The 24,690-nt window shown below is 70.4% G+C and carries 24 protein-coding genes; 15 read left to right on the top strand and 9 right to left on the bottom strand.

Annotation, left to right across the window (positions count from 1 at the left end; genetic code table 11):
• Window positions 1–66 precede the first annotated feature (66 nt).
• The 6 genes from KBX26_RS23950 to KBX26_RS23975 all read right to left on the bottom strand — a co-directional run bounded on the left by KBX26_RS23950 (window position 67) and on the right by KBX26_RS23975 (window position 7,522).
• The gene (locus KBX26_RS23950) at window positions 67–1,131 is read right to left on the bottom strand and encodes a succinate dehydrogenase/fumarate reductase iron-sulfur subunit (RefSeq protein ID WP_030337510.1); all 1,065 of its coding nucleotides are present in this window, start codon (window positions 1,129–1,131) and stop codon (window positions 67–69) included.
• Window positions 1,128–3,056, bottom strand: a complete 1,929-nt coding sequence (locus tag KBX26_RS23955) for a fumarate reductase/succinate dehydrogenase flavoprotein subunit (RefSeq protein ID WP_030337511.1) — start codon at window positions 3,054–3,056, stop codon at window positions 1,128–1,130. Before KBX26_RS23955 ends, KBX26_RS23950 begins: the two co-directional genes overlap by 4 nt.
• A 12-nt stretch (window positions 3,057–3,068) precedes the next feature.
• The gene (locus tag KBX26_RS23960) at window positions 3,069–3,875 is read right to left on the bottom strand and encodes a hypothetical protein (protein ID WP_030337513.1); all 807 of its coding nucleotides are present in this window, start codon (window positions 3,873–3,875) and stop codon (window positions 3,069–3,071) included.
• Between the two features lie 243 nt (window positions 3,876–4,118).
• The gene (locus KBX26_RS23965) at window positions 4,119–5,525 is read right to left on the bottom strand and encodes a TldD/PmbA family protein (protein ID WP_374224326.1); all 1,407 of its coding nucleotides are present in this window, start codon (window positions 5,523–5,525) and stop codon (window positions 4,119–4,121) included.
• 58 nt (window positions 5,526–5,583) lie between these two features.
• On the bottom strand, window positions 5,584–7,020 hold the full coding sequence (locus tag KBX26_RS23970) for a TldD/PmbA family protein (RefSeq protein ID WP_210866483.1): 1,437 nt from the start codon (window positions 7,018–7,020) through the stop codon (window positions 5,584–5,586).
• 31 nt (window positions 7,021–7,051) lie between these two features.
• Window positions 7,052–7,522, bottom strand: a complete 471-nt coding sequence (locus KBX26_RS23975; RefSeq protein WP_210866501.1) for a Uma2 family endonuclease — start codon at window positions 7,520–7,522, stop codon at window positions 7,052–7,054.
• A gap of 617 nt (window positions 7,523–8,139) precedes the next feature.
• On the opposite strand from KBX26_RS23975, the gene KBX26_RS23980 reads away from it, so the two are divergent.
• From KBX26_RS23980 to KBX26_RS24025, 10 genes are all read left to right on the top strand, one after another.
• Window positions 8,140–9,195 (top strand): ABC transporter ATP-binding protein, encoded by a 1,056-nt coding sequence (locus KBX26_RS23980; protein WP_210862071.1) that lies wholly within the window; start codon window positions 8,140–8,142, stop codon window positions 9,193–9,195.
• A complete protein-coding gene (locus KBX26_RS23985) occupies window positions 9,192–10,256 on the top strand; it encodes an ABC transporter ATP-binding protein (protein ID WP_210866484.1) in 1,065 nt (354 codons plus the stop codon). Before KBX26_RS23980 ends, KBX26_RS23985 begins: the two co-directional genes overlap by 4 nt.
• A complete protein-coding gene (locus KBX26_RS23990; RefSeq protein ID WP_210866485.1) occupies window positions 10,253–11,260 on the top strand; it encodes an ABC transporter permease in 1,008 nt (335 codons plus the stop codon). The genes KBX26_RS23985 and KBX26_RS23990 overlap by 4 nt, the downstream gene beginning before the upstream one ends.
• Before the next feature lie 10 nt (window positions 11,261–11,270).
• Window positions 11,271–12,257, top strand: coding sequence for an ABC transporter permease (locus tag KBX26_RS23995; RefSeq protein WP_030337522.1), 987 nt, complete (start codon window positions 11,271–11,273; stop codon window positions 12,255–12,257).
• 146 nt (window positions 12,258–12,403) lie between these two features.
• Complete coding sequence (locus KBX26_RS24000) at window positions 12,404–14,146, top strand: ABC transporter substrate-binding protein (RefSeq protein ID WP_030337523.1); 1,743 nt, start codon at window positions 12,404–12,406, stop codon at window positions 14,144–14,146.
• A gap of 157 nt (window positions 14,147–14,303) precedes the next feature.
• A complete protein-coding gene (locus tag KBX26_RS24005; RefSeq protein WP_030337525.1) occupies window positions 14,304–15,173 on the top strand; it encodes an AraC family transcriptional regulator in 870 nt (289 codons plus the stop codon).
• 104 nt (window positions 15,174–15,277) lie between these two features.
• Complete coding sequence (locus tag KBX26_RS24010; protein WP_030337527.1) at window positions 15,278–15,595, top strand: helix-turn-helix transcriptional regulator; 318 nt, start codon at window positions 15,278–15,280, stop codon at window positions 15,593–15,595.
• The gene (locus KBX26_RS24015; protein ID WP_210858863.1) at window positions 15,592–16,116 is read left to right on the top strand and encodes an SRPBCC domain-containing protein; all 525 of its coding nucleotides are present in this window, start codon (window positions 15,592–15,594) and stop codon (window positions 16,114–16,116) included. The genes KBX26_RS24010 and KBX26_RS24015 overlap by 4 nt, the downstream gene beginning before the upstream one ends.
• Window positions 16,116–16,496, top strand: coding sequence for a VOC family protein (locus KBX26_RS24020; protein ID WP_030337533.1), 381 nt, complete (start codon window positions 16,116–16,118; stop codon window positions 16,494–16,496). Before KBX26_RS24015 ends, KBX26_RS24020 begins: the two co-directional genes overlap by 1 nt.
• A 307-nt stretch (window positions 16,497–16,803) precedes the next feature.
• Window positions 16,804–17,175, top strand: a complete 372-nt coding sequence (locus KBX26_RS24025; RefSeq protein WP_030337534.1) for a DUF805 domain-containing protein — start codon at window positions 16,804–16,806, stop codon at window positions 17,173–17,175.
• Between the two features lie 136 nt (window positions 17,176–17,311).
• Here KBX26_RS24025 and KBX26_RS24030 read toward each other — a convergent pair whose 3' ends face one another.
• Window positions 17,312–18,214, bottom strand: a complete 903-nt coding sequence (locus tag KBX26_RS24030; protein ID WP_210866486.1) for an NADP-dependent oxidoreductase — start codon at window positions 18,212–18,214, stop codon at window positions 17,312–17,314.
• A 107-nt stretch (window positions 18,215–18,321) separates the two neighbouring features.
• Between KBX26_RS24030 and KBX26_RS24035 the strand changes: the two genes are divergently transcribed.
• Together KBX26_RS24035 and KBX26_RS24040 are read left to right on the top strand one after the other, a co-directional pair.
• A complete protein-coding gene (locus KBX26_RS24035; RefSeq protein ID WP_210866487.1) occupies window positions 18,322–18,720 on the top strand; it encodes a helix-turn-helix domain-containing protein in 399 nt (132 codons plus the stop codon).
• Window positions 18,721–18,816: 96 nt separating this feature from the next.
• Window positions 18,817–19,200: a nuclear transport factor 2 family protein gene (locus tag KBX26_RS24040; protein ID WP_245233763.1), complete on the top strand. Its 384-nt coding sequence runs from the start codon at window positions 18,817–18,819 to the stop codon at window positions 19,198–19,200.
• Window positions 19,201–19,210: 10 nt separating this feature from the next.
• On the opposite strand, the gene KBX26_RS24045 is transcribed toward KBX26_RS24040, so the two are convergent.
• Window positions 19,211–21,355 carry a prolyl oligopeptidase family serine peptidase gene (locus KBX26_RS24045; protein ID WP_030337539.1) on the bottom strand — a complete coding sequence of 715 codons (2,145 nt, stop codon included), beginning with the start codon at window positions 21,353–21,355 and terminating at the stop codon, window positions 19,211–19,213.
• 86 nt (window positions 21,356–21,441) lie between these two features.
• On the opposite strand from KBX26_RS24045, the gene mshB reads away from it, so the two are divergent.
• The 3 genes from mshB (at window position 21,442) to KBX26_RS24060 (ending at window position 23,404) form a co-directional block, all read left to right on the top strand.
• Entirely contained in the window at window positions 21,442–22,368 is a 927-nt protein-coding gene (mshB, locus tag KBX26_RS24050) for an N-acetyl-1-D-myo-inositol-2-amino-2-deoxy-alpha-D-glucopyranoside deacetylase (protein ID WP_030337540.1), read from the top strand.
• Window positions 22,365–22,823, top strand: coding sequence for a hypothetical protein (locus KBX26_RS24055; RefSeq protein ID WP_030337541.1), 459 nt, complete (start codon window positions 22,365–22,367; stop codon window positions 22,821–22,823). Before mshB ends, KBX26_RS24055 begins: the two co-directional genes overlap by 4 nt.
• A 116-nt stretch (window positions 22,824–22,939) precedes the next feature.
• Window positions 22,940–23,404 (top strand): hypothetical protein, encoded by a 465-nt coding sequence (locus KBX26_RS24060; RefSeq protein WP_030337542.1) that lies wholly within the window; start codon window positions 22,940–22,942, stop codon window positions 23,402–23,404.
• 192 nt (window positions 23,405–23,596) lie between these two features.
• On the opposite strand, the gene KBX26_RS24065 is transcribed toward KBX26_RS24060, so the two are convergent.
• Window positions 23,597–24,682 carry an N-acetyltransferase gene (locus KBX26_RS24065; protein WP_210866488.1) on the bottom strand — a complete coding sequence of 362 codons (1,086 nt, stop codon included), beginning with the start codon at window positions 24,680–24,682 and terminating at the stop codon, window positions 23,597–23,599.
• Window positions 24,683–24,690: the final 8 nt, after the last annotated feature.

Raw genomic sequence — 24,690 nt, forward strand, 5'->3', positions numbered from 1 at the left:
TGATCAACCCCTGAAGTGGGACGGGGGCCGTGGCGATCGCCACGGCCCCCGTTCTGTTCCGGGTGATTAGTGCTTGTTGTCCTGCTCCGGGTGGGCAAAGTTGAGGTGCTCCGGAGGCAGCGGGAAGGTCACGTCGTCGCCGAACGGCGACGGCGCGGCGGCCCGGTCGAAGGTGAGCTCGGTCAGCGGCAGCTTGCCCCGGTCGTCGACCGCCGGAGCGGTTGGGTGGGGCACCTCCCGGTGCCAGTTGACGCCGCTCTGCGCCTGCGCCTCAGCCCGCGAGTCGTGGGAGCCACCCGCGTGCGAGTGCACCCCACCCCGGGCGGAGCCCGGCGTCGCCGAGCCCTGACGGGCGGTGGTCACGCTGGTCTGGGGCGTCTCGCCCCGACGGAAGATCTTGCTACCAAGCCACACAAGGGGATCGTACCTGCGGTCGACGACCCGTTCCTTCATGGGGATGATCCCGTTGTCGGTGATCTTGATGTGCTCGGGGCAGACCTCGGTGCAGCACTTGGTGATGTTGCAGAAGCCGAGGCCCTGTTCGGCCTGCGCGTACTCCTTGCGGTCGGTCCGCGCGTCCAGCGGGTGCATGTCCAGCTCGGCCGCCCGGATGAAGTACCGCGGGCCGGAGAACGCCTGCTTGTTCTCCTCGTGGTCGCGGATCACGTGGCAGACCGTCTGGCACAGGAAGCACTCGATGCACTTGCGGAACTCCTGCGAGCGCTCGACGTCGACCTGCTGCATCCGGTAGTCGCCCGGAGCGACGTCCGCCGGAGGCGCGAACGCCGGGGTCTCCCGTGCCTTCTCGTAGTTGAACGAGACGTCGGTGACCAGGTCCCGGATCACCGGGAAGGTGCGCAGCGGGGTGACAGTGACGGTCTCGTCGTCGCCGAAGGTCGACATCCGCGTCATGCAACCCAACCGCGGCTTGCCGTTGATCTCCATGGAGCAGGAGCCGCACTTGCCGGCCTTGCAGTTCCACCGGCAGGCCAGGTCGGGCGCGTCGGTGGCCTGCAGACGGTGGATGACGTCGAGGACGACCTCGCCCTCGTTCACCTCCACCATGTAGTCCTGGAGGTCACCGCCGCTCTCGTCGCCCCGCCAGATCCGGAACTGACGCTTCGCGCTCATCGGTTGTCCGCCTCTCCAGCGTCGGCGACGAGGGCGTCGAAGTCGGCGAGCTCCTCGTCGGTGAGGTACTTGGCCAGCTCGGCCCGGTCGAAGAGGCCGATCAGCTCCGGCCGCATCTTCGGCAGCGGCTTGCGGGTCAGCTGCACGGTGTCGCCGTCCAGTGCGCAGACCAGATTGACCTGCCGCCACTTGGGCTCCATCGCCGGGTAGTCCTCCCGGGTGTGCCCGCCGCGCGACTCCTGCCGCTCCAGCGCCGCCTTCGCTGTGCACTCCGAGACCACCAGCATGTTGCGCAGATCCAGGGCCAGGTGCCAGCCCGGGTTGTAGCGTCGGCCGCCGGCCGCGCTCACCTTGGCCACCCGCTCCCGCAGCTCGGCGAGCCGGACCAGCGCGTCGGCCAGCTCACCCTCGCGGCGGATGATGCCCACCAGGTCGCCCATCACCGCCTGGAGGTCCTGCTGAAGGGTGTACGGGCTCTCGCCGGTGTCCCGTTGCAGCGGAGCGAGGGCGGTCTCCACGGCGGCCTCGACCTCGTGCACCGCCACCTTCGGCCGGGTGGTCAGCCCGTCGGCGTAGCTGGCGGCGTGCCCGCCCGCCCGCTTGCCGAAGACCAGCAGGTCGGACAGGGAGTTGCCACCGAGTCGGTTGGAACCGTGCATGCCGCCGGAGACCTCACCGGCGGCGAACAGCCCGCGTACGTGGCCGAAGGCGGCACCCGAATCCGGGTCCACCTCGACGCCGCCCATCACGTAGTGACAGGTCGGCCCCACCTCCATCGGCTCGGCCGTGATGTCGACGTCGGCCAGCTCCTTGAACTGGTGGTACATCGACGGCAGCCGCCGGCGGATCTCGTCGGCGGAGCGTCGGCTCGCGATGTCCAGGAAGACACCACCGGCGGGGGAGCCCCGACCGGCCTTGACCTCGCTGTTGATGGCGCGGGCCACCTCGTCGCGGGGGAGCAGCTCCGGCGGACGCCGGTTGTTGTCCGGGTCGGTGTACCAGCGGTCCGCCTCCTCCTCGGTCTCCGCGTACTGCTTGCGGAAGACGTCGGGGACGTAGTCGAACATGAACCGCTTGCCTTCGGAGTTCTTCAGGACACCGCCGTCACCGCGCACCGACTCGGTGACCAGGATGCCCTTCACCGAGGGCGGCCAGACCATGCCGGTGGGGTGGAACTGGAGGAACTCCATGTTGATCAGCGTCGCCCCGGCGCGCAGCGCCAGCGCGTGCCCGTCCCCGGTGTACTCCCACGAGTTCGAGGTGACCTTGTAGGAGCGTCCGACACCGCCGGTGGCCAACACGACCGCCGGCGCCTCGAAGAGGATGAACTCGCCCGACTCCCGGTAGTAGCCGAACGCGCCGGCCACCCGGTCACCGTCGAGCAGCAGCTCGGTGATGGTCGTTTCGGAGAACACCCGGATGCGGGCGTCGTACGAGCCGAACTCGCGCTGGTCCTCCTGCTGGAGGGAGACGATCTTCTGCTGGAGGGTGCGGATCAGCTCCAGGCCGGTCCGGTCGCCCACATGCGCCAGACGCGGGTACTCGTGGCCGCCGAAGTTGCGCTGCGAGATCTTGCCGTCCTTGGTGCGGTCGAAGAGCGCACCGTACGTCTCCAGCTCCCAGATCCGCTGCGGCGACTCCTTCGCGTGCAGCTCGGCCATCCGGAAGTTGTTGAGGAACTTCCCGCCGCGCATGGTGTCGCGGAAGTGCACCTGCCAGTTGTCCCGGCTGTTCACGTTGCCCATCGCGGCGGCCGCGCCGCCCTCGGCCATCACCGTGTGCGCCTTGCCGAACAGCGACTTGGAGATGATCGCGGTCTTCTTGCCGGCGAGCCGGGCCTCGATCGCCGCGCGGAGACCGGCGCCGCCGGCCCCGATGACGACGACGTCGTAGTGGTGTCGTTCGATGCGAGTGGTTGTGGTCATGTCAGGGGCCCTTTAGTTGATGAACCGCAGGTCGGAGAACCAGCCGGCAGCGAGCGCCATGATGTAGAAGTCGGCCAGCGCCAGGGTGCCGAGGGTGATCCAGGCGAGCTGCATGTGCCGGACGTTCAGGGCCGAGACGAACGTCCAGGCCCGGTAGCGCACCGGGTGCTTGGAGAAATGCTTGAGCCGGCCGCCGATGATGTGCCGGCAGGAGTGGCAGGAAATCGTGTACGCCCAGAGCATCACCACGTTGAGCACCAGGATGATGTTGCCCAGCCCGAAGCCGAAGCCCTTCGGCGAGTGGAACGCGAGGATCGCGTCCCAGGTGTTGATCAGCGAGATGACCGCCGCGGCGTAGAAGAAGTAGCGGTGCAGGTTCTGCCCGAGCAGCGGGAAACGGGTCTCACCGCTGTACTCCTTGTGCCCGTCCGGGACGGCGCAGGCCGGCGGCGACAGCCAGAACGACCGGTAGTACGCCTTGCGGTAGTAGTAGCAGGTGAGCCGGAACAGCAGCAGGAACGGCAGCGTCAGCGCGGCGTCCGGGATGATCCACCAGCCGGGCAGGAAACGGCCGAAGTGCGAGGCGCCCTCGATACACCGCTCCGTGACGCAGGGCGAGTAGAACGGGGTCAGGTAGTGGTAATCCGCGACCCAGTAGAAGTCGTGCATGAAGACACGGACCGTCGCGTACACGACCCAGGCGCTGAGCCCGATCACGGTGATCAGCGGGGCGAACCACCATCGGTCGGTACGCAACGTCTTCGCCGCGATGGCGGCGCGCGCCCGCGCCCCCCTCGGCCTCGTTGCCGTTGAAGTCATTCGAGTCGTCTCCTCGACGGGCCCGTACGGGCGGGCTGATCTCTCTCCGGTCGGCACGCGGACCGGCGAACCCGCACCCGCTGCCACGTCATGCGCACACCAACGACCGCGCCGGATCGACCGACGCAGCTAAGTGACACACGTTACGCCGATCTCTGCGGGCCGTCCGCGCAAGGGAGTGTCCCGTGTGTCTGGCCTGCGGAAAAGCCCCCAGCGAGCCGGTTTCCGTGCTCCGGTTGACCATCAACCGGAGGCGCCTCCGGTAAAGTGCCAGGACGCCAGCCGCAACGAGGGCGCCGCCCACCAGGCACCGTCCACCCGATCCGGTTGACGCACCGCCCGCGCACCCAGCCCGAGCACCGCCCCCGGCCCCAGCGCCCTCGGGTACGACTCGGTGAACCGCAGGTCACGGACCGCCCTGACCACAGTGCCGTCCTCGATCAGCCAGACACCATTGCGGGTCAGCCCGGTGACGACGAGGCTCTTCGGGTCGAGCACCCGCGTGTACCAGAGGTCGGTGACCAGCAGGCCCCGGCGTACCCCAGCCACCAACGCGGCGGTGTCCGCGTCGACGACAGCGCCGGCCGCCGCGCCGGTGGTGCTCCGGCCCGCGGCACTGGCCGGGCCCGCCGCCGCACCACTCAGCCGCAGGTTGCGGGGCATCGGGCCCCAGGTGGCACCCCCCGCGACAGCGTGCCCGGTGGACTCCGTGCCCGCCTCGGCGGCGGTCCGGCGATCGTGGGCCACCGCCCTGGTGGTGCCCGCCTCGACCAACGTCAACGCCCCTCGGCCGGTGCCCTCCGCGTCGAACGGCAACCCGGACCCGCCCAGCGGATCGTCCACCACTGTCACCGCCCTGTCGAACTGGGCCGCGCCCGGCTCGGCGAACGACTGCCGCTCGTTGTACCGCTTGCCGTTGAAGCCGTAGAACGACAAATTCTGCAGCAGGTCCGCCACGGCGGCCGGCTCGAACACCACCTCGTAGTGCCCCGGCGGCAACTCGACCGGGTCGGCCGCCGCCTGCGCCTTCGCCGCCGCCTGCGCGCCCAACTCGGCGCCGTCGAGGTCGGACAGCCGGTCAGCGCTGCGCCGGGCCACCCCGTCCGCGCCGTCGCGGCGGGCGATGCCGTCCATCGCCGCCTCCACCGAGCGGCCGTACGCCGAGTGCCCGGCCGAGTTGGCGAACGCCGACGAGCGGTGCGCGGTACGGCAGTAACCGGCGGTGCTCAGGCCCCCGGCGGCGGCCACGAACGCCCCCACCCGGTCGGCCCGCTGATCCGGCTCGGCCTGCGCGGTGGCCTCGTCGACGGGCGGCGCCTGCGGCATGGGCACGAGCGCGGTCAACCCCGGCCAGCCCTGGTCAGGTGGGCACAGCCGCGCCGCCGTCAGGGTGCGCTCCACCAGTGCGGACAACCCGTCGGCGGTGACCACGCTGCCGCCGCCGGCAGCCGTCCGACCGTCGACGTGCACCCGCAGTCGGACCCCCACTGTCGACTCGGAAACGTTCTGATGGATGCCCGAGTTGGCGAACCGGGTCAACGCCAGGTCCGCCCGGGTCACCACCGCCTCCGCCTGCGCGGCCGGCCCGCCGAGCCGCCGCACCAACTCCACAACCTGCCCCGCCAGCTCCAGCTCGCTCCTCGCGCTCACGCTGAGCCACCTTTCGTTCGCGACTGCGGGGCTCGCAAACCCGGCTCACTCCTCGCGCTCACGCTGAAACCCCCACCCGGACGTTGCGGAACCGGGCCGGCGCGGCCGGGTGGCCGGTGTGCCCGATCTGGCCGGGCTGGCCCTTGCCGCAGTTGGGCGTCCCCCAGGAGACCGTCTCGCCGGAGAGCATGTCCATCGAGCGCCAGAACAGCGGGCCGATCCCGGTGTACGTGGGGTTGCGCAGCATCCGCCCCCGCCGCCCCTTCTTGATCTCCCAGCCGACCTCGCAGCCGAACTGGAAGTTGAGACGCTTGTCGTCGATCGACCAGGACCGGTTGAGGTCCATCAGCACCCCGTCGTCGGTGGCCGCGATGATCTCCTCCAGGGTGTGCGGGCCGGGTTCCAGGCCGACGTTGGTCATCCGCACCATCGGCAGCCGCGCCCACCCGTCGGCCCGTACGCTGCCGCCGTAGTCGAGGCTGGCCATCGCTGCGGAGTCCCGGCCGGCGAGCACCCCCACCCAGCGACCGTCGCGGACCGCGTCCCGCTTGACCGCCGGGGAGCCCTCGTCGTCGAAACCGAAGCTGCCCAACGCGCCCGGGATCGTCGGGTCGATGGTGATGTTCATCAGCTCCGAGCCGTAGCGCAGCGAACCGAGCTGGGCCAGGTCCAGCCAGGACGTGCCGGCGAACGCCGCCTCCCACCCGAGGATCCGGTCCAGTTCGATGGCGTGCCCCACCGACTCGTGGATCTGGAGGGCCAACTGCTCGCCGCCGAGGATCAGATCCGTCTCACCGGCCGGGCACTGCGGCGCGGTGAGCAGCGCCCGGGACTCCTCGGCGATCTGCGCGGCGTGCGCGGCCAGGTCCAGCGACTCGACCAGCTCCCACCCGGTCGTGCCGTACTGGCCGCGGTAGCTGGGCCAGGACCGGCGCTGCGTCTCGCCGTCGCCGATGGAGGTGGCCGAGATGCCACCACCGCACTCGCGGATGCGCTGGTCGATCCGGTGGCCCTCGCTGGAGACGAACCACTTCGCGGTGTCCCAGATCTGGTAAAGGCCCTCGGCCAGATCCGCGCCGTGCTCGGCCATCGTGCGGGTCGCGTCGACCAGCAGATCGCCCTTGTCGGACAGGGGCACCCCGAGCGGGTCGATCTGGCAGCCGGAGGCCCAGCTCGCGGTGACCGCCTCGACCGGCACCAGGTCGACCGGAGGGCCCGGCACCCGCGCGCTCGCCATCGCGATCCGGGTCGCGCGCCGGCCGGCGTCGCGGGCGGCGGCGTCCGACAGATCGGGTACGGCGTGGAAGCCCCAGCTCGCCCCGACCAACGCGCGGACTCCCAGCCCGATGCTCTCGTCCTGGGTCAGCTCCTCCACGTCACCGTTGCGCGCGGTCATCGACTCGTAGCGGCGGTGCATCACCCGGGCGTCGGCGTACCGCGCGCCCGCGTCGAGGGCGGCCTGTACGGCGGCGGTCGCCGCGTCGAACTCGGTCATGGACCGACCCTAGGCCAGCCGCCCACACCTGTCAGGGAAGCAGTTCCTCCGGCCGGATGGTCGCCCGCACCGGCTCGGTCAGTTCCAGAACCTCGCCGCGCTTGGTCGTTGCCCTCTCCAGGTAGTGGCCGCCCTGCCGTTGGTGGAGACGCACAATCAGGCTCTCCTGGTCAACGAGCAGATACCACTCGATCCCGGCCGCCGCGTACAGGTGCGGCTTCAACATCCGGTCGATGACGGCGGTGTGTGGCGCGGCGACCTCACCGACCAGGAGGACCGCGTCTGCCGGTACGCAGGACGCCTCGAAATCCAGCTCCGTGACCACCACGAGGTCAGGGTTGAGGATCCGCACGGCGTTGAGCCGCAGGTTGATCACCGGGAGCACGGTGCGACTCGTCCTGGCGCAACCTCGTTCCAGAGCGACTAGCAGGCCACCGACGATCACCTGGTGTCGGACGGACGGAGACGGGCCGATGAGCAGGCCGCCGTCGAGGAGTTCGATGCGCGCGGTCGGTGAAGGGGGGCCACGCCGCCGACCATCTGCACCTCACCTGATCGCCCCTGAGTCGCGGCAGTCCCTGCTGTCGAAGGGCAAGGCGCATCGGGGGATGGTGCAGATAACTCAGCTGAGTTACAAGATCGCGCCCGATTTTGGATGTAGTGGTATCGGCGCGTCGGCGATGCCACTACATCCTGGTTCGAGCGTGACCTTGGCGGCAGGGGGCGCGCCAAACTCCGCTTCCGGTCTGTCGGGGGCGGTGTTCGTCGTCAAGATCCGCGCAGTATCGGGGATGTTGCTGTCTCCTGCCTGTCGGAGACAGCAACTTCGGGGAAGTTGCTCGGATCTTGGCGCGGGGCGCGGGGCGCGGGGCGCGGGGCGCGGGGCGCGGGCGGCAGCGCATCCAGCGTGCGATCGCGGCATGAACGGGTGTGGATGGGGAGGTGACGGGGGTGCGGCGCCGATGCCGACTCGTTACGCTCGGGCCCGCTGACACGTGCCGACTTTGTAGCTTATTTTCACCCTCGGGACTTTCCTGTAAGTTCCCTTCGTCACTGAGGGAGGTGGCCGTGGACAGCTCGGAACCGTTGCCGTCCGGCGAACCGGACGACCGTCCCGCCGTGCCGGCACAACGCTCCGACCAGGACGCCTACCTGCGGGTGGATGACCTTCGGGTCCGGTTCGACACCTCGGACGGCGTGGTGCGCGCCGTCGACGGGGTGTCGTTCTCCGTCGACCGGGGTCGCACCCTCGGCATCGTTGGTGAGTCCGGCTCCGGCAAGAGCGTCACCTCGCTGGCCATCCTCGGCCTGCACGACCCGAAACGGACCACCATCACCGGGGAGATCTCGGTGGGCGGCCGGCAGGTGGTCGGTCTCGCCGACGAGGAGGTACGCCGGTTGCGCGGCCGGGACATGGCGATGATCTTTCAGGATCCGCTGTCGGCGCTGCACCCGTACTACACGGTGGGCCGGCAGATCGCCGAGGCGTACCGGGTGCACCACCCGAAGGCCAACCGGCGGGAGGCCCGCCAGCGGGCTGTCGACATGTTGGACCGGGTGGGCATCCCGCAGCCGGCGCGTCGCTTCGACCAGTACCCGCACGAGTTCTCCGGCGGCATGCGACAGCGGGCGATGATCGCGATGTCCCTGGTCAACGACCCGGCGCTGCTGATCGCCGACGAGCCGACCACGGCGCTGGACGTGACAGTGCAGGCGCAGATCCTGGACCTGCTCGCCGACCTGCAGGCCGAGTTCCACTCCGCGATCATCCTGATCACCCACGACCTCGGCGTGGTCGGCCAGGTCGCCGACGACGTGCTGGTCATGTACGGCGGGCGGGCCGTCGAGCGGGGCAGCGTCGAGCAGGTGCTCCGCTCGCCGCAGCACCCGTACACCTGGGGGTTGCTCTCCAGCGTGCCGTCGCTGCACGGCGACGCGGACGCGGACCTGGTGCCCATCCCCGGCAACCCGCCCAGCCTGATCAACCTGCCGCAGGGCTGCGCGTTCCACCCACGCTGCCGGTACGCCGACCGGGCCGGCAGCCGCTCCCGCACCGACGTGCCGGAGCTGCGCCCGGCCGGCGCGGCCGGTCACCTGGTCGCCTGCCACCTCGGCGAAGAGGAGCGTGCCACGTTCTACGCCGAGGACATCGCATCCGTGGGGGTGGCCCGATGACCGACGAACCACTGCTGCGGGTCCGCGGCCTGACCAAGCATTTCCCGGTACGGCAGGGGCTGCGCGCCACCGGCCTGGTGCGGGCGGTGGACGGGCTCGACTTCGACGTGCGCCCGGGCGAGACGCTCGGCCTGGTGGGGGAGTCGGGCTGCGGCAAGACCACCACCGGTCGGATGCTGGTGCGGCTGCTGGAGCCGACCAGCGGCAGCATCGAGTTCGCCGGCCGGGACATCACGCACGCCGGCCGTCGGGAGTTGCGTCCGCTGCGACAGGAACTCCAGATCATCTTCCAGGACCCGTACGCGTCGCTGAACCCTCGGCACACCGTCGGCCGGATCGTGGCGATGCCGTTGCAGGTCAACGGGATCAAGCCGCCGGGCGGGATCAAGGCGCGGGTGCAGGAGTTGCTGGAGCTGGTCGGGTTGAACCCGGAGCACTACAACAGGTACCCGCACGAGTTCTCCGGCGGCCAGCGCCAGCGCATCGGCATCGCCCGCGCGCTGGCCCTGCGGCCCAAGCTGATCGTCGCCGACGAGCCGGTCTCCGCGCTGGACGTGTCGATCCAGGCGCAGGTCGTCAACCTGCTGCGTGACCTGCAACGGGAACTCGGCCTGGCGTTCGTCTTCATCGCGCACGACCTGGCGGTGATCAGGCACTTCTGCCAGCGGGTCGCGGTGATGTACCTGGGCCGGATCGTGGAGATCGGCGACCGGGAGGACATCTACGAGCGCCCGCAGCACCCGTACACCCGGGCTCTGCTCTCGGCGATCCCGGACGTCACCCAGCTCGGCCCGGCGGGCCGGATCCGGCTGACCGGTGACGTGCCCACCCCGCTCGACCCGCCGTCGGGCTGCCGGTTCCGCACCCGGTGCTGGAAGGCGCAGGACATCTGCGCCACCGAGGAGCCCGCGCTGGTCCCGCGCGACGGCGGCCGGCAGGCCACCGCGTGTCACTTCCCCGAAGGGGAATCAGCCGGCACGAGCCCCGAAGGGGAAACGGCCGGCACCACCCCCGAACCAGCCGGGTCGATCACCCAGGTCGACGAGGAGGTGTCGTCGTGAGTCTCTCCCCGGTGGAGGGTGTGGCGCTGGCCGAGATCGAGTCCGACCCGGACGCGAGCACGACCGCCGCCAGGGGTGTCGTCGGCCGCTCACCCGGGCAGCTCGCCTGGCTGCGGCTGCGCGGTGACCGGACGGCAGTGGTCAGCGGCGTACTCCTGGTGTTCTTCATGGTGTTGGGGTTGGCCGCGCCGCTGATCGAGATGGTCTACGGGGTCGGGCCGCGGGAGCAGTTCCAGAATCTGCTGGACGGCAACGGCATGCCGCTGGGGTACGCCGGCGGTGTCACCGGTGACCACTGGTTCGGGCTGGAACCGGGGCTGGGACGGGACATCTTCGTCCGGCTGATCTACGGGTTGCGCACGTCGCTGTTCATCGCGCTCGCCGCCGCGCTGATCACCGCGACGATCGGCGTCACGCTCGGCACGCTCGCCGGCTATCTCGGTGGCTGGCTCGACGCGGTGGTCAACTGGATCACCGACCTGACCCTGGCGATGCCCTTCCTGATCATCGCGCTGGCCCTCACCCCCGCCATCACGCTGCGCTTCTACGGCGAGCGGGGGCAGGTGTCGTCCGCGTTCGGGGTGGGTGTGCTGATCGCCGTCTTCGCCATCTTCGGCTGGACCAGCACCGCGCGGTTGGTCCGTGGGCAGGTCATCGCGCTGCGGGAGCGGGAGTTCGTGGAGGCGGCCAAGGCCAGTGGCGCCGGGTTGGGGCACATGCTCTTCCGGCAGCTGCTGCCGAACATCTGGGCGCCGATCCTGGTCTCGTTCTCGCTGGCGGTGCCGCAGTTCATCACCAGCGAGGCGGCGCTGTCGTTCATCGGCGTCGGGCTCAGTGATGAGACGCCGAGCTTCGGCCGAATGATCTACGACAGTCTGGACTACCTCCAGACCGACCCGGCGTACGTGTTCTTCCCGGGCGTCATGATCTTCGCCCTGGTGTTCGCCTTCAACCTCTTCGGCGACGCGTTGCGGGACGCGCTCGACCCGAAGTCGTCCCGGTAGGGGGTACCCCATGGCGCGGTTTCTGCTCAAGCGGCTCTTCTCGGCCACGCTGACCCTGTTCGCGGTGAGCGTGTTGACCTTCCTGATGTTCTTCGCCCTGCCGCGTGACCCGGTGAGCAGCATCTGCTCGAAGAACTGCAACCCGGAGCGGTTGGAACGGGTCCGCGACGACCTGGGCCTCAACGACCCGCTGATCAGCCAGTACGCCGGTTACATGAAGGGCATCGTGACCGGCCGGGACTTGGGCAGCGCCCAGGGTGGTCGATGCGACGCGCCCTGCCTGGGCTGGTCGTACGTCACCAACGAGGCCGTTTCGGACACCATCGCCCGGGTGCTGCCGGTGACGCTGAGCATCGTGATCCCGGCGGCGATCCTGTGGTTGCTGCTCGGTGTCGGTCTTGGCATGATCTCCGCGCTGCGTCGGGGCACCTGGCTGGACCGGGCCGCCATCGGCTTCTCGTTGACCGGCGCGTCGTTGCAGCTGTACTTCGTGGGCGCGGTGCTGCTGATGGTCTTCGTCTACAACCTGCGGCTGCTGCCGGTGCCCAGCTACACGTCGGTGTTCGAGAACCCGGCGAAATGGGCCAGTGGGTTGGCGCTCGCCTGGGTGTCGCTGGCGTTCCTGTTCTCGGCCATCTACGCCCGGCTGTCCCGGGCGCAGATGTTGGAGACGCTGTCGGAGGACTTCGTCCGGACCGCGCGGGCCAAGGGCCTGGCCAAACCCACCGTGTACGGGCGGCACGCGTTGCGCGCGGCGATCACTCCGGTGGTGACGATCGCCGGGTTGGACGTGGGCGGGGCGCTGGGCGGGACGGTGATCACCGAGACGACGTTCGGCATCCAGGGGTTGGGGCGTACGGCGGTGGACGCGGTGCGCTCGGGCGATCTGCCCACCATCATGGCCACCGTGCTGATCGCGGCCGTCTTCGTCGTCCTGGCGAACGTGTTGGTGGATCTGCTCTACGCGGTGATCGACCCCCGGGTCCGGCTGCGCTGACCCCACGGTGCCCGCCACGCCGACGGATGGCGAAATTTATCGACAACTGTTACACAACTCGTAGGTTTTCTTCCTTACGATCCTCGGGACGTCGGCGGTTCTCGCCCCGACGAAACCGCACGGCACATGGCTGAAGGAGGTACTTCATGCGACCACGCGTGGCGGTTGCCGCAGGCGGCGCGATTGCTCTGGTTGTGGCACTGGGTGCGTGCTCGAAGAACACGGGCGAGGGCACGACGGTGGACACCGACCGGAAGCAGACCGGGGTCATCGCGACCGACCCCAAGGACTCGCAGGGGCCGGCGGCCGAGGTGAGCGGCGCCGCGAAGGGCGGCACCTTCACCGTCATCCGGGAATCGCCGATCTCCCACCTCGACCCGCAGCGGACGTACTCGTTCGCCGGTCTCATGGCCAACCCGCTCTGGTCCCGCTACCTGACCACCTGGAAGGACGACGGCAAGGGTGGCCTGGTCCTGGTGGGTGACCTGGCCGAGACCCCGGGCAAGAACGTCAACAACGACTGCAAGGTCTGGGAATTCACCATCAAGGACGGGGTGAAGTTCGAGGACGGCCGGCCGATCACCGCCAAGGAGATCGCGTACGGCATCGCCCGGTCCTTCGACCCCGACCTCGCCGGCGGCCCCACCTACATCCAGGAGTGGCTGGCCGACACCGCGCAGTTCGACACCAAGTGGGACTTCAAGAAGAACAAGACGTCGCTGCCGCCCGGCCTCTCCACGCCGGACGCCAAGACGCTGCGCTTCGAGTTCGCCAAGCCCCGCTGCGACCTGCCGTTCGCCGCCTCGCTGCCGACCACCGCGCCGCTGCCCGCCGACAAGGACACCGGCATCAACGTGGACAAGCAGCCGTTCTCGTCCGGCCCGTACCGGGTCGCCGAGAACCAGGTGGGTGTCCAGCTCACCCTGGAGCGCAACCCGAACTGGGACGCCAACACCGACCCGGTGCGCCACCAGTACCCGGACCGGTTCGTCTGGACCTTCGGGCCGACCGCGGACGCCGCCAACAACCGGGTGATCGCCGACAACGGCGCTGACCAGAGCGCACTGGCGTTCAACACCGTGCCCGCCTCGCTGGTCGCCAAGGTGGCCGGAGACGCCGCGCTCAAGTCCCGGACGATCCTCTCGCCGACCCCGAGCGCCAACCAGTTGGTCATCAACAACCAGCGGGTCACCGACCTCAAGGTCCGGCAGGCGCTCAACTACGCCATCGACCGCGAAGGCATGATCAAGGTGCTCGGCGGCCAGAACGTCGCCGCACCGCTGACCACGCTGATGCCGTCGTCGACCATCGGCTACAAGGCGTACGAGGCGTACCCGGCCGGGCCCAACGGCAACGTCGACAAGGCCAAGGAGCTGCTCGGCGGCAAGACGCCGGAGCTGGTCCTCGGCGTCGCCGACAACTCCACCGAGCAGCAGCAGGGCGCCCAGCTCAAGGCCAACCTGGAGCGGGCCGGCTTCAAGATCACGCTGCGGAACATCTCCGACGACGCCAAGCTCGACGAGATCAAGAAGAAGAACAACCCCTGGGACCTGTACATCGGTAACTGGGCTGCCGACTGGCCGAGCGGGGCGTCGATCCTGCCGGTGCTCTATGACGGCCGCACCATCAAGGCCGAGGGCAACAGCAACCAGTCCTTCTTCAATGACCCGGCCGTCAACGCCGAGATGGACCGCATCCTGGCGCTCGCCCCGGCCGACCAGGGCCCGGAGTGGGCCAAGCTCGACGAGCGGATCATGAAGGAGCACGCGCCGGTGGTGCCGCTCTACGTGGACGTGGCGTACAACGTGCACGGGTCCAAGGCCGGCGGAGTCTTCATCTCCAGCGTCTTCGGCTACCCGTCGTTCGTGAACGCGCACGTCAAGCCGTAAGGCGCAGCGCAGAAGTTCAGGGGTCCCCTTCCGACAACGCCGTCGGGAGGGGACCCCTGTCGTCGTCCGGGAAGCCGCGCCCCCGATCGGATCGGACCGCTACGGTCGGGTGCGGGGCAGGGTCCTTCGGTCAGGCTTGACGTCGAAAGGAGGCCTCGTGATCGCGGCACTCAACAGGCTTGTCGACCTGCTCGAAGAGCACCTTGCCGAGGAGTTCGACGTCAACGCGGTGGCCAGGACGCTCGGCACCACCGAGTACCACCTGCGCCGGATGTTCTCCTCGTTGGCCGGCATGCCGCTGTCCGAGTACGTGCGCCGACGCCGCATGACCGTCGCCGCCGCCGACGTCGTTCGGGGCGAGGACGATCTGCTGGGCATCGCCGTCCGGCACGGATACGGCTCGACCGAGGCGTTCGGGCGGGCGTTCCGGGCGGTCCACGGTGCCAGCCCCGGTGACGTACGCCGCGATGGAGGCCCCCTTCGCACACAACCGCAGCTCAGGTTCCGCCTGACCGTAGAAGGGAGCACCCCCATGGACACCCGCATCGCCGACCGCCCCGCGTTCCGGCTCGTCGGACACGCCGCCCGGGTACCACTCATCCACCAGGGCATCAACCCGCACATCCAGCAGCACATCGCCGGGCTGGCACCGCAGGAGCATGTCCGGCTCAAGGCGCTCAGCGACACCGAGCCCGCCGGGCTGCTGCAGGTCAGCGACGACGTCGACGCCGAGGCCACCGAGGGCACCGAACTGACGTACCTGCACGGGGTCGCGGTGTCCCGGGACACCCCGGTCCCCGACGACCTGGACGCCATCGAGGTGCCGGCCGGCCAGTGGGCGGTCTTCCGCACCGCCGGACCCCATCCGCAGGCCCTGCAGGACACCTGGGCCGCGACCGCGACCGAGTGGTTCCCGTCCAACCCGTGGCGGCTGCGGCCGGGCCCATCGATGGTTGCCATCCTCGAACGCGCTGCCGACTTCAGCACCGCGACCTGCGAACTGTGGCTGCCCATCGAGCCGGCGTGACGTGAGACCCAGGGCCAGACCGGCGTGAGTCGGCTGCAACCTGCGCCATGAGAGGGCTGAATGTAACCTTGTGGATACGTACCCATCCGGTTACGTTAGCTGCCATGGACGCCGTGTTGCACGCGCTGGCAGACGAGAGTCGGCGCACGGTTCTCGATATTCTCCGCGACCGCCCGGCGAGTGCGGGAGAGCTGGCCGAGGCCCTCCCGATCGCTCGTCCGGGCGTCTCCCGGCATCTCCGCGTACTGCGGGAAGCCGGGCTGGTCGACGTACGGCAGGACGCGCAGCGCCGGATCTACACCCTCCGCCCGGAGGCGCTCGTCGAGGTCGACGAGTGGCTGGGGGAGTACCGCCGGCTCTGGGAGAACCGGCTCGGCGCTCTTCAGACCGAGATCGCACGAGGAAAGAAGGCGCGACGATGACCACGATCGCGACGATGCGGACGCTCGATGAAAACCGCGGAGCAGTCCGGGTCGAGACCCTTTACGACACGGGCATCGACGACCTCTGGGAGGCGTGTACGACGCCCGAGCGGCTGGCCCGCTGGATCGCCCGGGTCGACGGCGACATGCGGGTCGGCGGCACCATCCAGGCCGTCTTCACGAGCAGTTGGACCGGTCCCGCGCGCATCGAGTTGTGCGATGCGCCTCACCACCTGCTGCTGACGACGAAGCCGGGTGCGGACGACGAGGGGCAGATCGAGGCGTGGCTGACCGAGGAGGGCTCCAGGACTCGGCTGGTGGTCGAGGAGCGCGGCCTGCCGACGGGGCACCTCCCGTCCCACGCCTCTGGTTGGCGGGTCCACCTCGAGGATCTCGGTCGGTCGCTGGAGGTCGACGGACCGGTCCATCCGGAGGGCTGGAGCTCCGATTCCCGAGCGCCCGGCTGGACGGAGCGCTGGGAAGAACTCACGCCGACATACCAAAAGATAGGGATCGGTTGATGTCGAACCTGATCAGGCTCAGCCTGACGACGGTAAATGCTCCCGACGCCATCGCGCTCGCGCGGTTCTACGCAGAGATCACCGGCGGGGTCGCGAAGGGTGACGAGTGCTGGGCGCTGGTGGAAGGGCCGAACGGTGACATCGGCTTCCAGCAGGTCGACGACTACCGGCCCCCCACCTGGCCGGATGGCGAGGTGGGGATGCAGATGCACCTCGAGTTCTTCGTCGACGACCTGGAAGCGACCGGAGCGCGTGTGCTGGCAGCCGGTGCCACCCGATTCGAGCATCAGCCCAACGCGGACCACTGCTTCGTGTACGCAGACCCGGCCGGGCACCCGTTCTGCCTGTCGATGTGGGGGGCACCGAGAGTCGGCGACTGACTCAGCTCGTTCGGGCATCGGTCTTCAGGCGCGGGCCACAGCGGCTTCGAACCCGCACCCGCAGCCTGCTCATCGAAGCCACGAATCAGGTCCTCGTGCCAATGTGATTGTGAGGCGACGCAGTGGCCTGTTGAGGGGAATCTGTGTACTTCGGTGCGGGCGCTCCCGGTGATGCTGGCTGCGCCTCTCGGAGTGTGGGCGTTGCGGCTACTGCTCCTCGGCTGCCCGGCCGTTGACCCCAGGATATCGATCTGCTTGGCTGCCTTCGCGATGACCTTGAGAACCCCTCAAACAACGGGAGATAGTCATGTCCTTCGGTGCCGCGATCAAGTCGGTCCTCAGCCAGTACGTCGGCTTCTCGGGTCGGGCCCGCCGATCTGAGTACTGGTGGTTCACCCTGTTCACATTCCTTGTCAGCATTGCCGCCGCCATCCTGGACAGCGCGCTGGGATTGACCTTCGAGGGCTCGTCGACCGGCTTCATCGGTCTTGTCGCCTCCCTGGCGCTGCTGCTGCCGGCGCTGGCGGTCGCGGTGCGGCGCCTGCACGACACCGACCGGACGGGGTGGTGGTTGCTGATCGGCGTGGTGCCGCTCGTGGGCGCCATCGTCCTGATCGTGTTCTTCGTATCGGACAGCACCCCCGGAGCGAACCGCTTTGGCCCCAGTCCCAAGGGCTGACCGCTGTCCGCGCCCAGCATCGCGTGAACATCCCGAACGCGCACGTCAGGCGGTAGCTTGACCGCGGGCAGGGGAGGGTCCCTTCTCGACATTCTTGGCGGGAGGGGACCCTTCCGTCTGGCGGCGGCGCGGCGGATCAGGGGACGAGCACCACTCCGCCGCGCACGCCGCCCTGGGCCACCCGCTCGTGGGCGGTCGCCGCGTCGGCGAAGTGGTGCACGTGAGCGACCCGGAGCGGGAGGTCGCCGATGGCGACGAGTTTGACCAACTCGCCCAGCCGGGATCCGTCCGGTTGCACCTCCAGCGCGGAGGTCCGGATCCCCCGCACCGGCTCCGGGCGCAGCGGGGGTGACGCGGCCACGTAGCCGCCGCCGTCCCGGACGAGGTCCAGCAGCGAGGGGCCGATCACCGCCAGGTCGATGACCGCGTCGTACGTCCCGGTCGGGTCGTCGGCGCGCGACAGGAACGCCGCGCCCAGCGACTCGACGAACTCTCTGTCGTCGGCCCCGGCGAGTCCCGTGGCGTGCAGACCGGTCGCCCGGGCCAGCGCCAGCACGAACCCGCCAACCTGCCCGGCGGCGCCGGTGACGAGCACCGTCGACCCCGCGGGGAGCGCGAGCAGGTCGAGGGCCTGGGCGGCGGCGAGGCCATTGGTCGGCAGCGTCGCCGCCTCGGTGGCGGGGACACCGGTGGGCGCGGAGGTCAGCCAGGCGGCGTCGAGGACCACGTACTCCGCGTGGGTGCCGACGGTGGTCTGTAGCCACGGCGAGAAGCCGATGACCTCGTCGCCGATGGTGAACTCCTCGACCGACGGGCCGACCGCGTCGACGCTGCCGGCGACGTCCCAGCCGGGGGTGTAGGGCAGGCCGGTCGGCAGCGGGGCCGGGAACCGACCGGAGCGGATCATCAGATCGACCGGATGTATCACCGACGCCGCGACCCGTACCCGCACCTGCCCCGGCCCGGGCTCGGGCATCGGCACGTCGACCACCTGCAGGACCTCCGGCCCTCCGAACTGTGCATAACTGACCGCGCGCATCGCCGTCTCCTTCGTGGCTTTTTTTCTGATCACCACGACCGTACGAATCACAGGCACTGTCAGTAAGTAGGTACCGTAAAGTGCCTAGGGCACCCGAGGGGGAATCGATGGCGACGACATCCGCGGCGCAACGCCGCGAGCAGGCCAAACGCGACTACGACGCGTTCCTGGAGGGTTGCCCTACCCGTGAGCTGCTGAGCAGGCTCACCGACAAATGGGTCGCCCTGGTGATTCCGGCGCTCGCCGGCGGCCCGCTGCGGCACGGCGAACTCGCCCGCCGCATCGCCGGTGTCAGCCAGAAGATGCTCACCCAGACCCTGCGCACGCTGGAGCGCGACGGCCTGGTCACCCGTACGGTCACCCTCTCGGTGCCGGTCCGCGTCGACTACGCGCTCACCCCGCTCGGCCATGAGCTGTTCCCGGTCATGGTCGCGATCAAGAACTGGGCGGAGACACACATGGACCGCGTCTTCGAAGCCCGGACCCAGTTCGACGCCCGCCCCTGAAGGCACCGCGGACCGTCCTGACGTATCGCTCGCCGGCTTGCCTGCGCCCGCCGAGGGCGCGCCGTCGTGTCGTGGGTGGCGGCTAGGGTCCGCGCCGTGGATGACACCTCGACGGCCCGGCGGGCCGCCCACGCCTACGTTGATCTCTTGGAGCGCCGCGACTGGTCTGGGTTGGCGGCTCTGCTCACCGACGATGTGGTCTACGAGATGCCGCAGACCCGGGAGCGGATTCGCGGCAAGGACGCGTTCGTGCGGTTCAACACCGAGTATCCCGGAGACTGGCACCTCCGGCCACGACGGGTGATCGTCGATGGCCGCCTCGCTGCCCTGTGGCTCGACGTCCGCGTCGGCGTGGAGCAGCAGGACGCGTGCGTCTGGCTGGAGCTGTCCGAGCACTGGTTGATCAGCAAGATCATCGACTACTGGCCCGAGCCGTACGACCCGCCGCCGGGCCGGGAACACCTCGTGGAGCGTTGGTGATCGCGGCCCTTTACAGCAGGTGGGTGCGGAGGAAATCCAGCTCCAGGGGGAGTAGCCGCTCGGCGGTGCCATTGGAGGCCATGTGGGTGGCCCCGGTCAACGGCAGCACGGCGTGCGGCCGGCCGGCGCTCAGCAGGGCCGCGGAGAGCCGCAGCGTGTGCGCTGCCACCACGTTGTCGTCCGCCATGCCGTGCACCAGCAGCAACGGGCGGGCCTGGTCCGGGCCGGTGACCGGCTCGCCGGCCAACTCGACCAGCGAGTGGTGCGCGTAGATGTCCATGCCGTCTTCCGGCAACCCCAGATAACGCTCGGTGTACGCGGTGTCGTACAGCGCCCAGTCGGTCACCGGCGCACCCGCGATCCCGCACCGGAACAGCTCCGGGTGGCGCAGCACCGCCAACCCGGCCAGCCACCCGCCGAACGACCAACCGCGCACCCCCACCCGACCCAGGTCCAGATCCGGGTGCTTGCCGGCGAGCGCGGTCAGCGCGTCGATCTGGTCGGTCAGGATCACGTCGGCGACCCGCCGGTGGATCGCCTTCTCGAACGACGGGGCGACGCCCGGCGTACCCCGGTTGTCGATGGTGACCACCGCGAACCCGGCGTCGGCCCACCACTGCCGTTCCAACCACGCGGCCCGCGCCGCCACGACCTCCTGGTGCCCCGGGCCGCCGTAGATGTCCAGCAGCACCGGCAGCCGTCGGCCCGTCACGTGGTTGTCCGGGTAGAGCACCGCCGCCGGCAGCCGTCGATCAGTCACCCGTTCCAGCAGCGGCAGTGGGGAGTACGGCGGGGTGGCGGCGAACGACTGCAGTTCGGCGATCTCCTCGTTGCCGCGGCGGACCGTCCAGCGCACCCCGGCGTGGTCCAGTGACGCGACGCCGACGGCCAGCACGTCCCCGCCCACCGCTGCGGTGTACCAGCCGGAGTCGGTGGTGAGCCGGCGCGCGTCCACCCCACCGCCGATGGTGGTGCGGACCCGGAACAGGTGCCGTTCGCTCGGCTCGCCGTCGCTCGCCTCCACCAGCAGGTCGGCCGGGCCGGCGGCGGCCGGCAGCCGACCCACCACCCGCCGCACGTACAGCGACGGCGGGGTCAGCAGGGTGCCGTCCGCGAACAGGCACCGGGCGTCGTACCCGTCGTGGGCCAGCTCCCCACCGACCAGCACCCGGCCGTCGGGCAGGTGGGCGGGGGTGCCGGCGATCGGTTCGACCCAGCGCGGGTCGGCCAGTTCGGCGTGCACCTGCGTCTCACCCGTTCGTGGGTCCACGGCCAGCACCAGCCCGTGCTGCTGCGAGCGGCGCAGCACGGTGATCAACGGGCTGCCCTCGCCCCAGCTGACCCCGGTCAGGTACGGGTAGGTCTCCCGGTCCCAGTGCACGTCGACCCAGCCGTCGTCCAGGTCCAGCAGGTGCAGGCTGACCTCCGCGTTCGGCCCACCGGCCCGGGGGTACGCCACCGCCGTCGGCGGGCTCGCCGGCTGCGCCGGGTCGTGCAGGTGCCACCGCTCCAGGCGGGACTCGTCGACCCGGGCGGCGAGCACCATCCGGCCGTCCGGCGCCCACCAGTACCCCCGGTACCGGCCGAACTCCTCCGCCGCGATGTGCTCGGCCAACCCCCAGCTCACCCCGGCGTCCTCGCCGGCCAGCAGGGTGTCGGTGCCGTCGCTGTCGATCACCCGCAGCTCACCCCGACGCACACCGTCGGCGGCGTCCGTCACGTACGCCAGGCGTTGCCCGCTCGGGTCCGGACGGGGGTCCAGCACCGGGCCGACGGCCGCCACCTCCACCACGTCGCCGTGCACCAGGTCGGCCCGGAACAGCCGCCCGGCCAGCGCGAACACCGCAACCCGGCCGGCCGCGTCCAACGCGTACGAGCCGATGCCGGCGGCGCTGAGCCGCAGACGCTCGCGCAGCGCCCGTTCGCCGGGGGAGAGGGACCGAACGTCCCCGCCCTCGCCCAGCAGGGTCGCCGGATCGGCGACCAGCCGCTCCTCGCCGGTGCTGACGTCCAGCAGCCAGAGCGCGTCCGCCGGATCCTCGGGGCCGGCGGAGCGCAGGAAGATCACCCGGGAGCCGTCCTCAGCCACCGAGACAGCGCGTGGCGCGCCGTGGCTGAACCGGCGGGTGCGGGCGGCCAGCTCCGGAAAGTCCACACGCCAAATCGTAGAGCCGCAGCGGAGGTGATGTGGCCGACCTGGGCGGACGCGTCAGCCTCGGCCGGGGAGAACTGCCAGTTAGAGTGACCGTCGTGACGATGCTGCCCGACCGCCGCCTGCTGCTGGTCCACGCGCACCCCGATGACGAGTCGATCGGCACCGGCTCGACGATGGCCCACTACGCCGCCGCCGGCGCGCACGTCACCCTGGTGACCTGCACGCTCGGCGAGGAGGGCGAGATCCACGTGCCCGCGTTGGCCCAGCTCGCCGCCGCCGAGGCCGACCAGCTCGGCGGGTACCGCATCGCCGAGCTGGCTGCCGCGTGTGCCGCGCTCGGCGTCCGCGACCACCGCTTCCTCGGCGGCGCGGGCCGATACCGCGACTCCGGGATGATGGGGCTCGCGACCAACGAGCACCCCCGGGCCTTCTGGCAGGCCGACCTCGACGAGGCCGCGGGGCATCTCGTGGAGATCATGCGGGAGGTACGCCCACAAGTGCTCGTCACGTACGACCCGAACGGCTTCTACGGCCACCCCGACCACATCCAGGCGCACCGGGTGGCCATGCGCGCCGTCGAGCTGGCCGCCGCGCAGGGCTGCGCCCCGGCGAAGGTCTACTGGACGGCCATGCCGCTCAGCGTCCTGGAAGCCGGCATGGCGCACTTCGCCGAGTCGTCCGACAACCCGTTCGGCGGCATCGAGGACATCGCCGACCTGCCCTTCGGCACCCCGGACGCCCAGATCGCCGCCCGGATCGACGGCACCGACCAGCACCTGGCCAAGGAGGCCGCGATGCGGGCGCACGCCACCCAGATCCCGGCCAACTCCTGGCTCTACTCGATCGCCGGCAACTTCGGCGGCGAGTTCATGGGTGTGGAGTTCTTCACCCTCGCGGTCGGCGAGAAGGGTCCGGGCGCCGGGCCGTACGGCTGGGAGGACGACCTCTTCGCCGGTCTGCCCGCGCAGCCCGCCCCGGACCGTTCCCCGGTCGCGGCGGCGGGTCTGCGGTGACGCTGCCGGCCGCACCGGTGACGGTCGTGGACGACCAGGAAGCCCCGCCCCCGGCGGGGCCACCGCCGCGACTGGTGGACCTGGGTCTGCGGCTGGTCGGTGCGCTCGTCGTGGCCGTCGCCGGGGTGGTGACCGGCGTGCTGGAGCTGCTGCTCGCCACGGTCCGCGTCGGCGGGCAACTGGTCGGTGTGTCGGTGCTCCTCGCCATCGGCGCCAACATCGTGTTGAGCTGGTTCGCGCACGAGGCGGTCGGCCGTCGCTGGGCGGTGGCGCTGCCGGCGGTGCCGTGGTTCGCGCTGATGGCGGTCGCCGCCATCCGGACCAGCGAGGGCGACCTGCTGCTGGCCGGCGACAACTGGGTCGGGCTGGCCATGATCGTGGCGGGCGCGATGACGTTCGCGGTGATGGGTTTCCGGCAGATTCTCGCCCCGCAGCCGCCCATGCTCGGCGGCTGACGCCGTGGCTGCTGCCGGGCTGCTGCCGGCTGATGACGGATCCCAGGTAAGGGTGGTAGATATTCCTGCCAGGGATGCGAACCCCACGACGGGGCGTACGGCAGGAGGGTCCGGCGATGGACAAGCGGTGGCGTGACATCGGGGTGCTCGTAGCAGCGTTGTTCGCGGTCAACGTGGTCGCCCGGCTGATCACCGAGTTCGGCTTCGACGGTGACGACACCGCCGCCGACCGGGTGTCGCTGACGATGTTCGCGGTGATCGGGTTGATCCTCGCCGTTGTCGCCTTCCGCTGGGGTCGACGCCGGCCGTTGGCGGACTGGGCGGCTGACATGGCCCTCGTGGTGCCGGTGGCGATGGTGTTGACAGTGCTGGTCGGGCCCCTGCTGGTCGGTCACAACCCGTTCGCCGGTGGCGCGGGGACGTTCTTCGCCCAGATCTGGCTCTACCTGCTCGCCACCGGCGCGGGGGTGCTGGTCGGTTACCTGGTGCTCACCGCGCTCGGCCGTGACTACCGCTCTCAGCAGCTCAAGCGGTACGCGGAGGTCAAGGCCGCCAAGCCGCGCCGGGTCGTGCGCCGCTGACCACCGGCCCAGCCCGACCCGCGCCAGCCTCGGCCCGTCCGGCGGTACGTGTGGCGGTCCGTCCCACGCCCCCAAGCTTGATCGACTCGGTTTCCGTGAAGTCGGGGTGTCCCGGGCGCCGGAATGCCGCGATTTCCGGAAAGTCGAGTCGACCACCGCCGGGACGCCGCGACTTGTTGACACTCGAGTCGATCATCTGCTCGGGGCGACCCGGGTCAGGTAGGTGTGGTGGGTGACGAACCCGAGCCGCTGGTAGAGCGCGACCGCCGCTTCGTTGCGCTGCTCGACCTGGAGAAAGGCGTGCGTTGCGCCGCCGGACGCCCCCCAGCCGGCCAGTTCGTTGATCACACGGCGAGCCAGTCCCTGTCGGCGGGCCACCGGCAGCACTTCGATCAGGCTGAGGCCCAGCCAGCGCCCCTGGCCGGTCACTGTGCCACGGCCGATCGCCACCAGGGTGCCGTCGGCGTACACGTGGGCGAAGCGGACCTGGTCCACCGCGGAGAGGACGTGCCGGGCGGCCTCCGGTAGGCCGCCCTTGCGCCCGGCGGCGATGGCCAGCCACTCGTCGCTCGGCGTGGCGGCCAGATCGACGACCGCACTGCTCCCGCCGGCTGGCGCACCGGCGGCGGCGTCGATCCGAGCGGCGGCGTCCGGTGTGCCGGAGGCGGGGTCGGCAGTATCGGTCGGTGCACCCCTGGCGTCGCCCTGGTCGATGGACGTGCCGCAGTGCTCGTCGGCGGGGGCCGACGCGAGCCGGGGGAGCGGCGCGGTCTGCACCAGCGTCGGTGGGCGGGTGCCCCAGCCGCGGGCGTCCAGTTCGGCGCCGACCGGGGCGGCGAGCGGCAGCGGCGTGTTGACCAACGCGGGTTGGCCCAGCTCGGCGTACCAGCGCTGCACGGCGTCGACAGCGGCGGCCAGCGGCCGGTCCGGATCGCCGATCGGCAGTGCCGAGTTGGCGCGCCCGGTCCAGCCCTCGGCCGACCGGAGCAGCCAGTCACCCAGCCGGCCCCGGGTCGGTGCCGGCCAGGCCTCGTCGGCGGCCCGCTCCAGCGCCACCACCGCGGCGGCGGTCGGCCGACGGGTCGGCGGTACGCGCTTGGCCCGGTGGACCTGCGCCACCGGAACCCGAAGCTGCCCCTGCGCGGTGGCCAGCGTGAGATGAGTCTCGCTCAGCTCGACCAGCTCGCCGAGAGCGTCGGAGAATAGCGGGCGGCCCTCGCGAATCCCCACAATCCGGCGGACCACGATTCGGTGTCCCACATCCTGCTGTCGGAGCACGATCGACC

The organism is Micromonospora sp. C97 (genome assembly GCF_018070385.1).
In the GTDB taxonomy this organism is placed as follows: Bacteria; Actinomycetota; Actinomycetes; order Mycobacteriales; family Micromonosporaceae; genus Micromonospora; species Micromonospora parva.

Coding starts and splice junctions, on each gene's coding strand:
- KBX26_RS23985 (WP_210866484.1), top strand. CDS start 9,192: ATGACCGACGAACCACTGCTGCGGGTCCGCGGCCTGACCAAGCATTTC.
- KBX26_RS23970 (WP_210866483.1), bottom strand. CDS start 7,020: ATGACCGAGTTCGACGCGGCGACCGCCGCCGTACAGGCCGCCCTCGAC.
- KBX26_RS24015 (WP_210858863.1), top strand. CDS start 15,592: ATGACCACGATCGCGACGATGCGGACGCTCGATGAAAACCGCGGAGCA.
- KBX26_RS24035 (WP_210866487.1), top strand. CDS start 18,322: ATGGCGACGACATCCGCGGCGCAACGCCGCGAGCAGGCCAAACGCGAC.
- KBX26_RS23950 (WP_030337510.1), bottom strand. CDS start 1,131: ATGAGCGCGAAGCGTCAGTTCCGGATCTGGCGGGGCGACGAGAGCGGC.
- KBX26_RS24020 (WP_030337533.1), top strand. CDS start 16,116: ATGTCGAACCTGATCAGGCTCAGCCTGACGACGGTAAATGCTCCCGAC.
- KBX26_RS23995 (WP_030337522.1), top strand. CDS start 11,271: ATGGCGCGGTTTCTGCTCAAGCGGCTCTTCTCGGCCACGCTGACCCTG.
- KBX26_RS24060 (WP_030337542.1), top strand. CDS start 22,940: ATGGACAAGCGGTGGCGTGACATCGGGGTGCTCGTAGCAGCGTTGTTC.
- KBX26_RS23960 (WP_030337513.1), bottom strand. CDS start 3,875: ATGACTTCAACGGCAACGAGGCCGAGGGGGGCGCGGGCGCGCGCCGCC.
- KBX26_RS24010 (WP_030337527.1), top strand. CDS start 15,278: ATGGACGCCGTGTTGCACGCGCTGGCAGACGAGAGTCGGCGCACGGTT.
- KBX26_RS24025 (WP_030337534.1), top strand. CDS start 16,804: ATGTCCTTCGGTGCCGCGATCAAGTCGGTCCTCAGCCAGTACGTCGGC.
- KBX26_RS24030 (WP_210866486.1), bottom strand. CDS start 18,214: ATGCGCGCGGTCAGTTATGCACAGTTCGGAGGGCCGGAGGTCCTGCAG.
- KBX26_RS23955 (WP_030337511.1), bottom strand. CDS start 3,056: ATGACCACAACCACTCGCATCGAACGACACCACTACGACGTCGTCGTC.
- KBX26_RS24000 (WP_030337523.1), top strand. CDS start 12,404: ATGCGACCACGCGTGGCGGTTGCCGCAGGCGGCGCGATTGCTCTGGTT.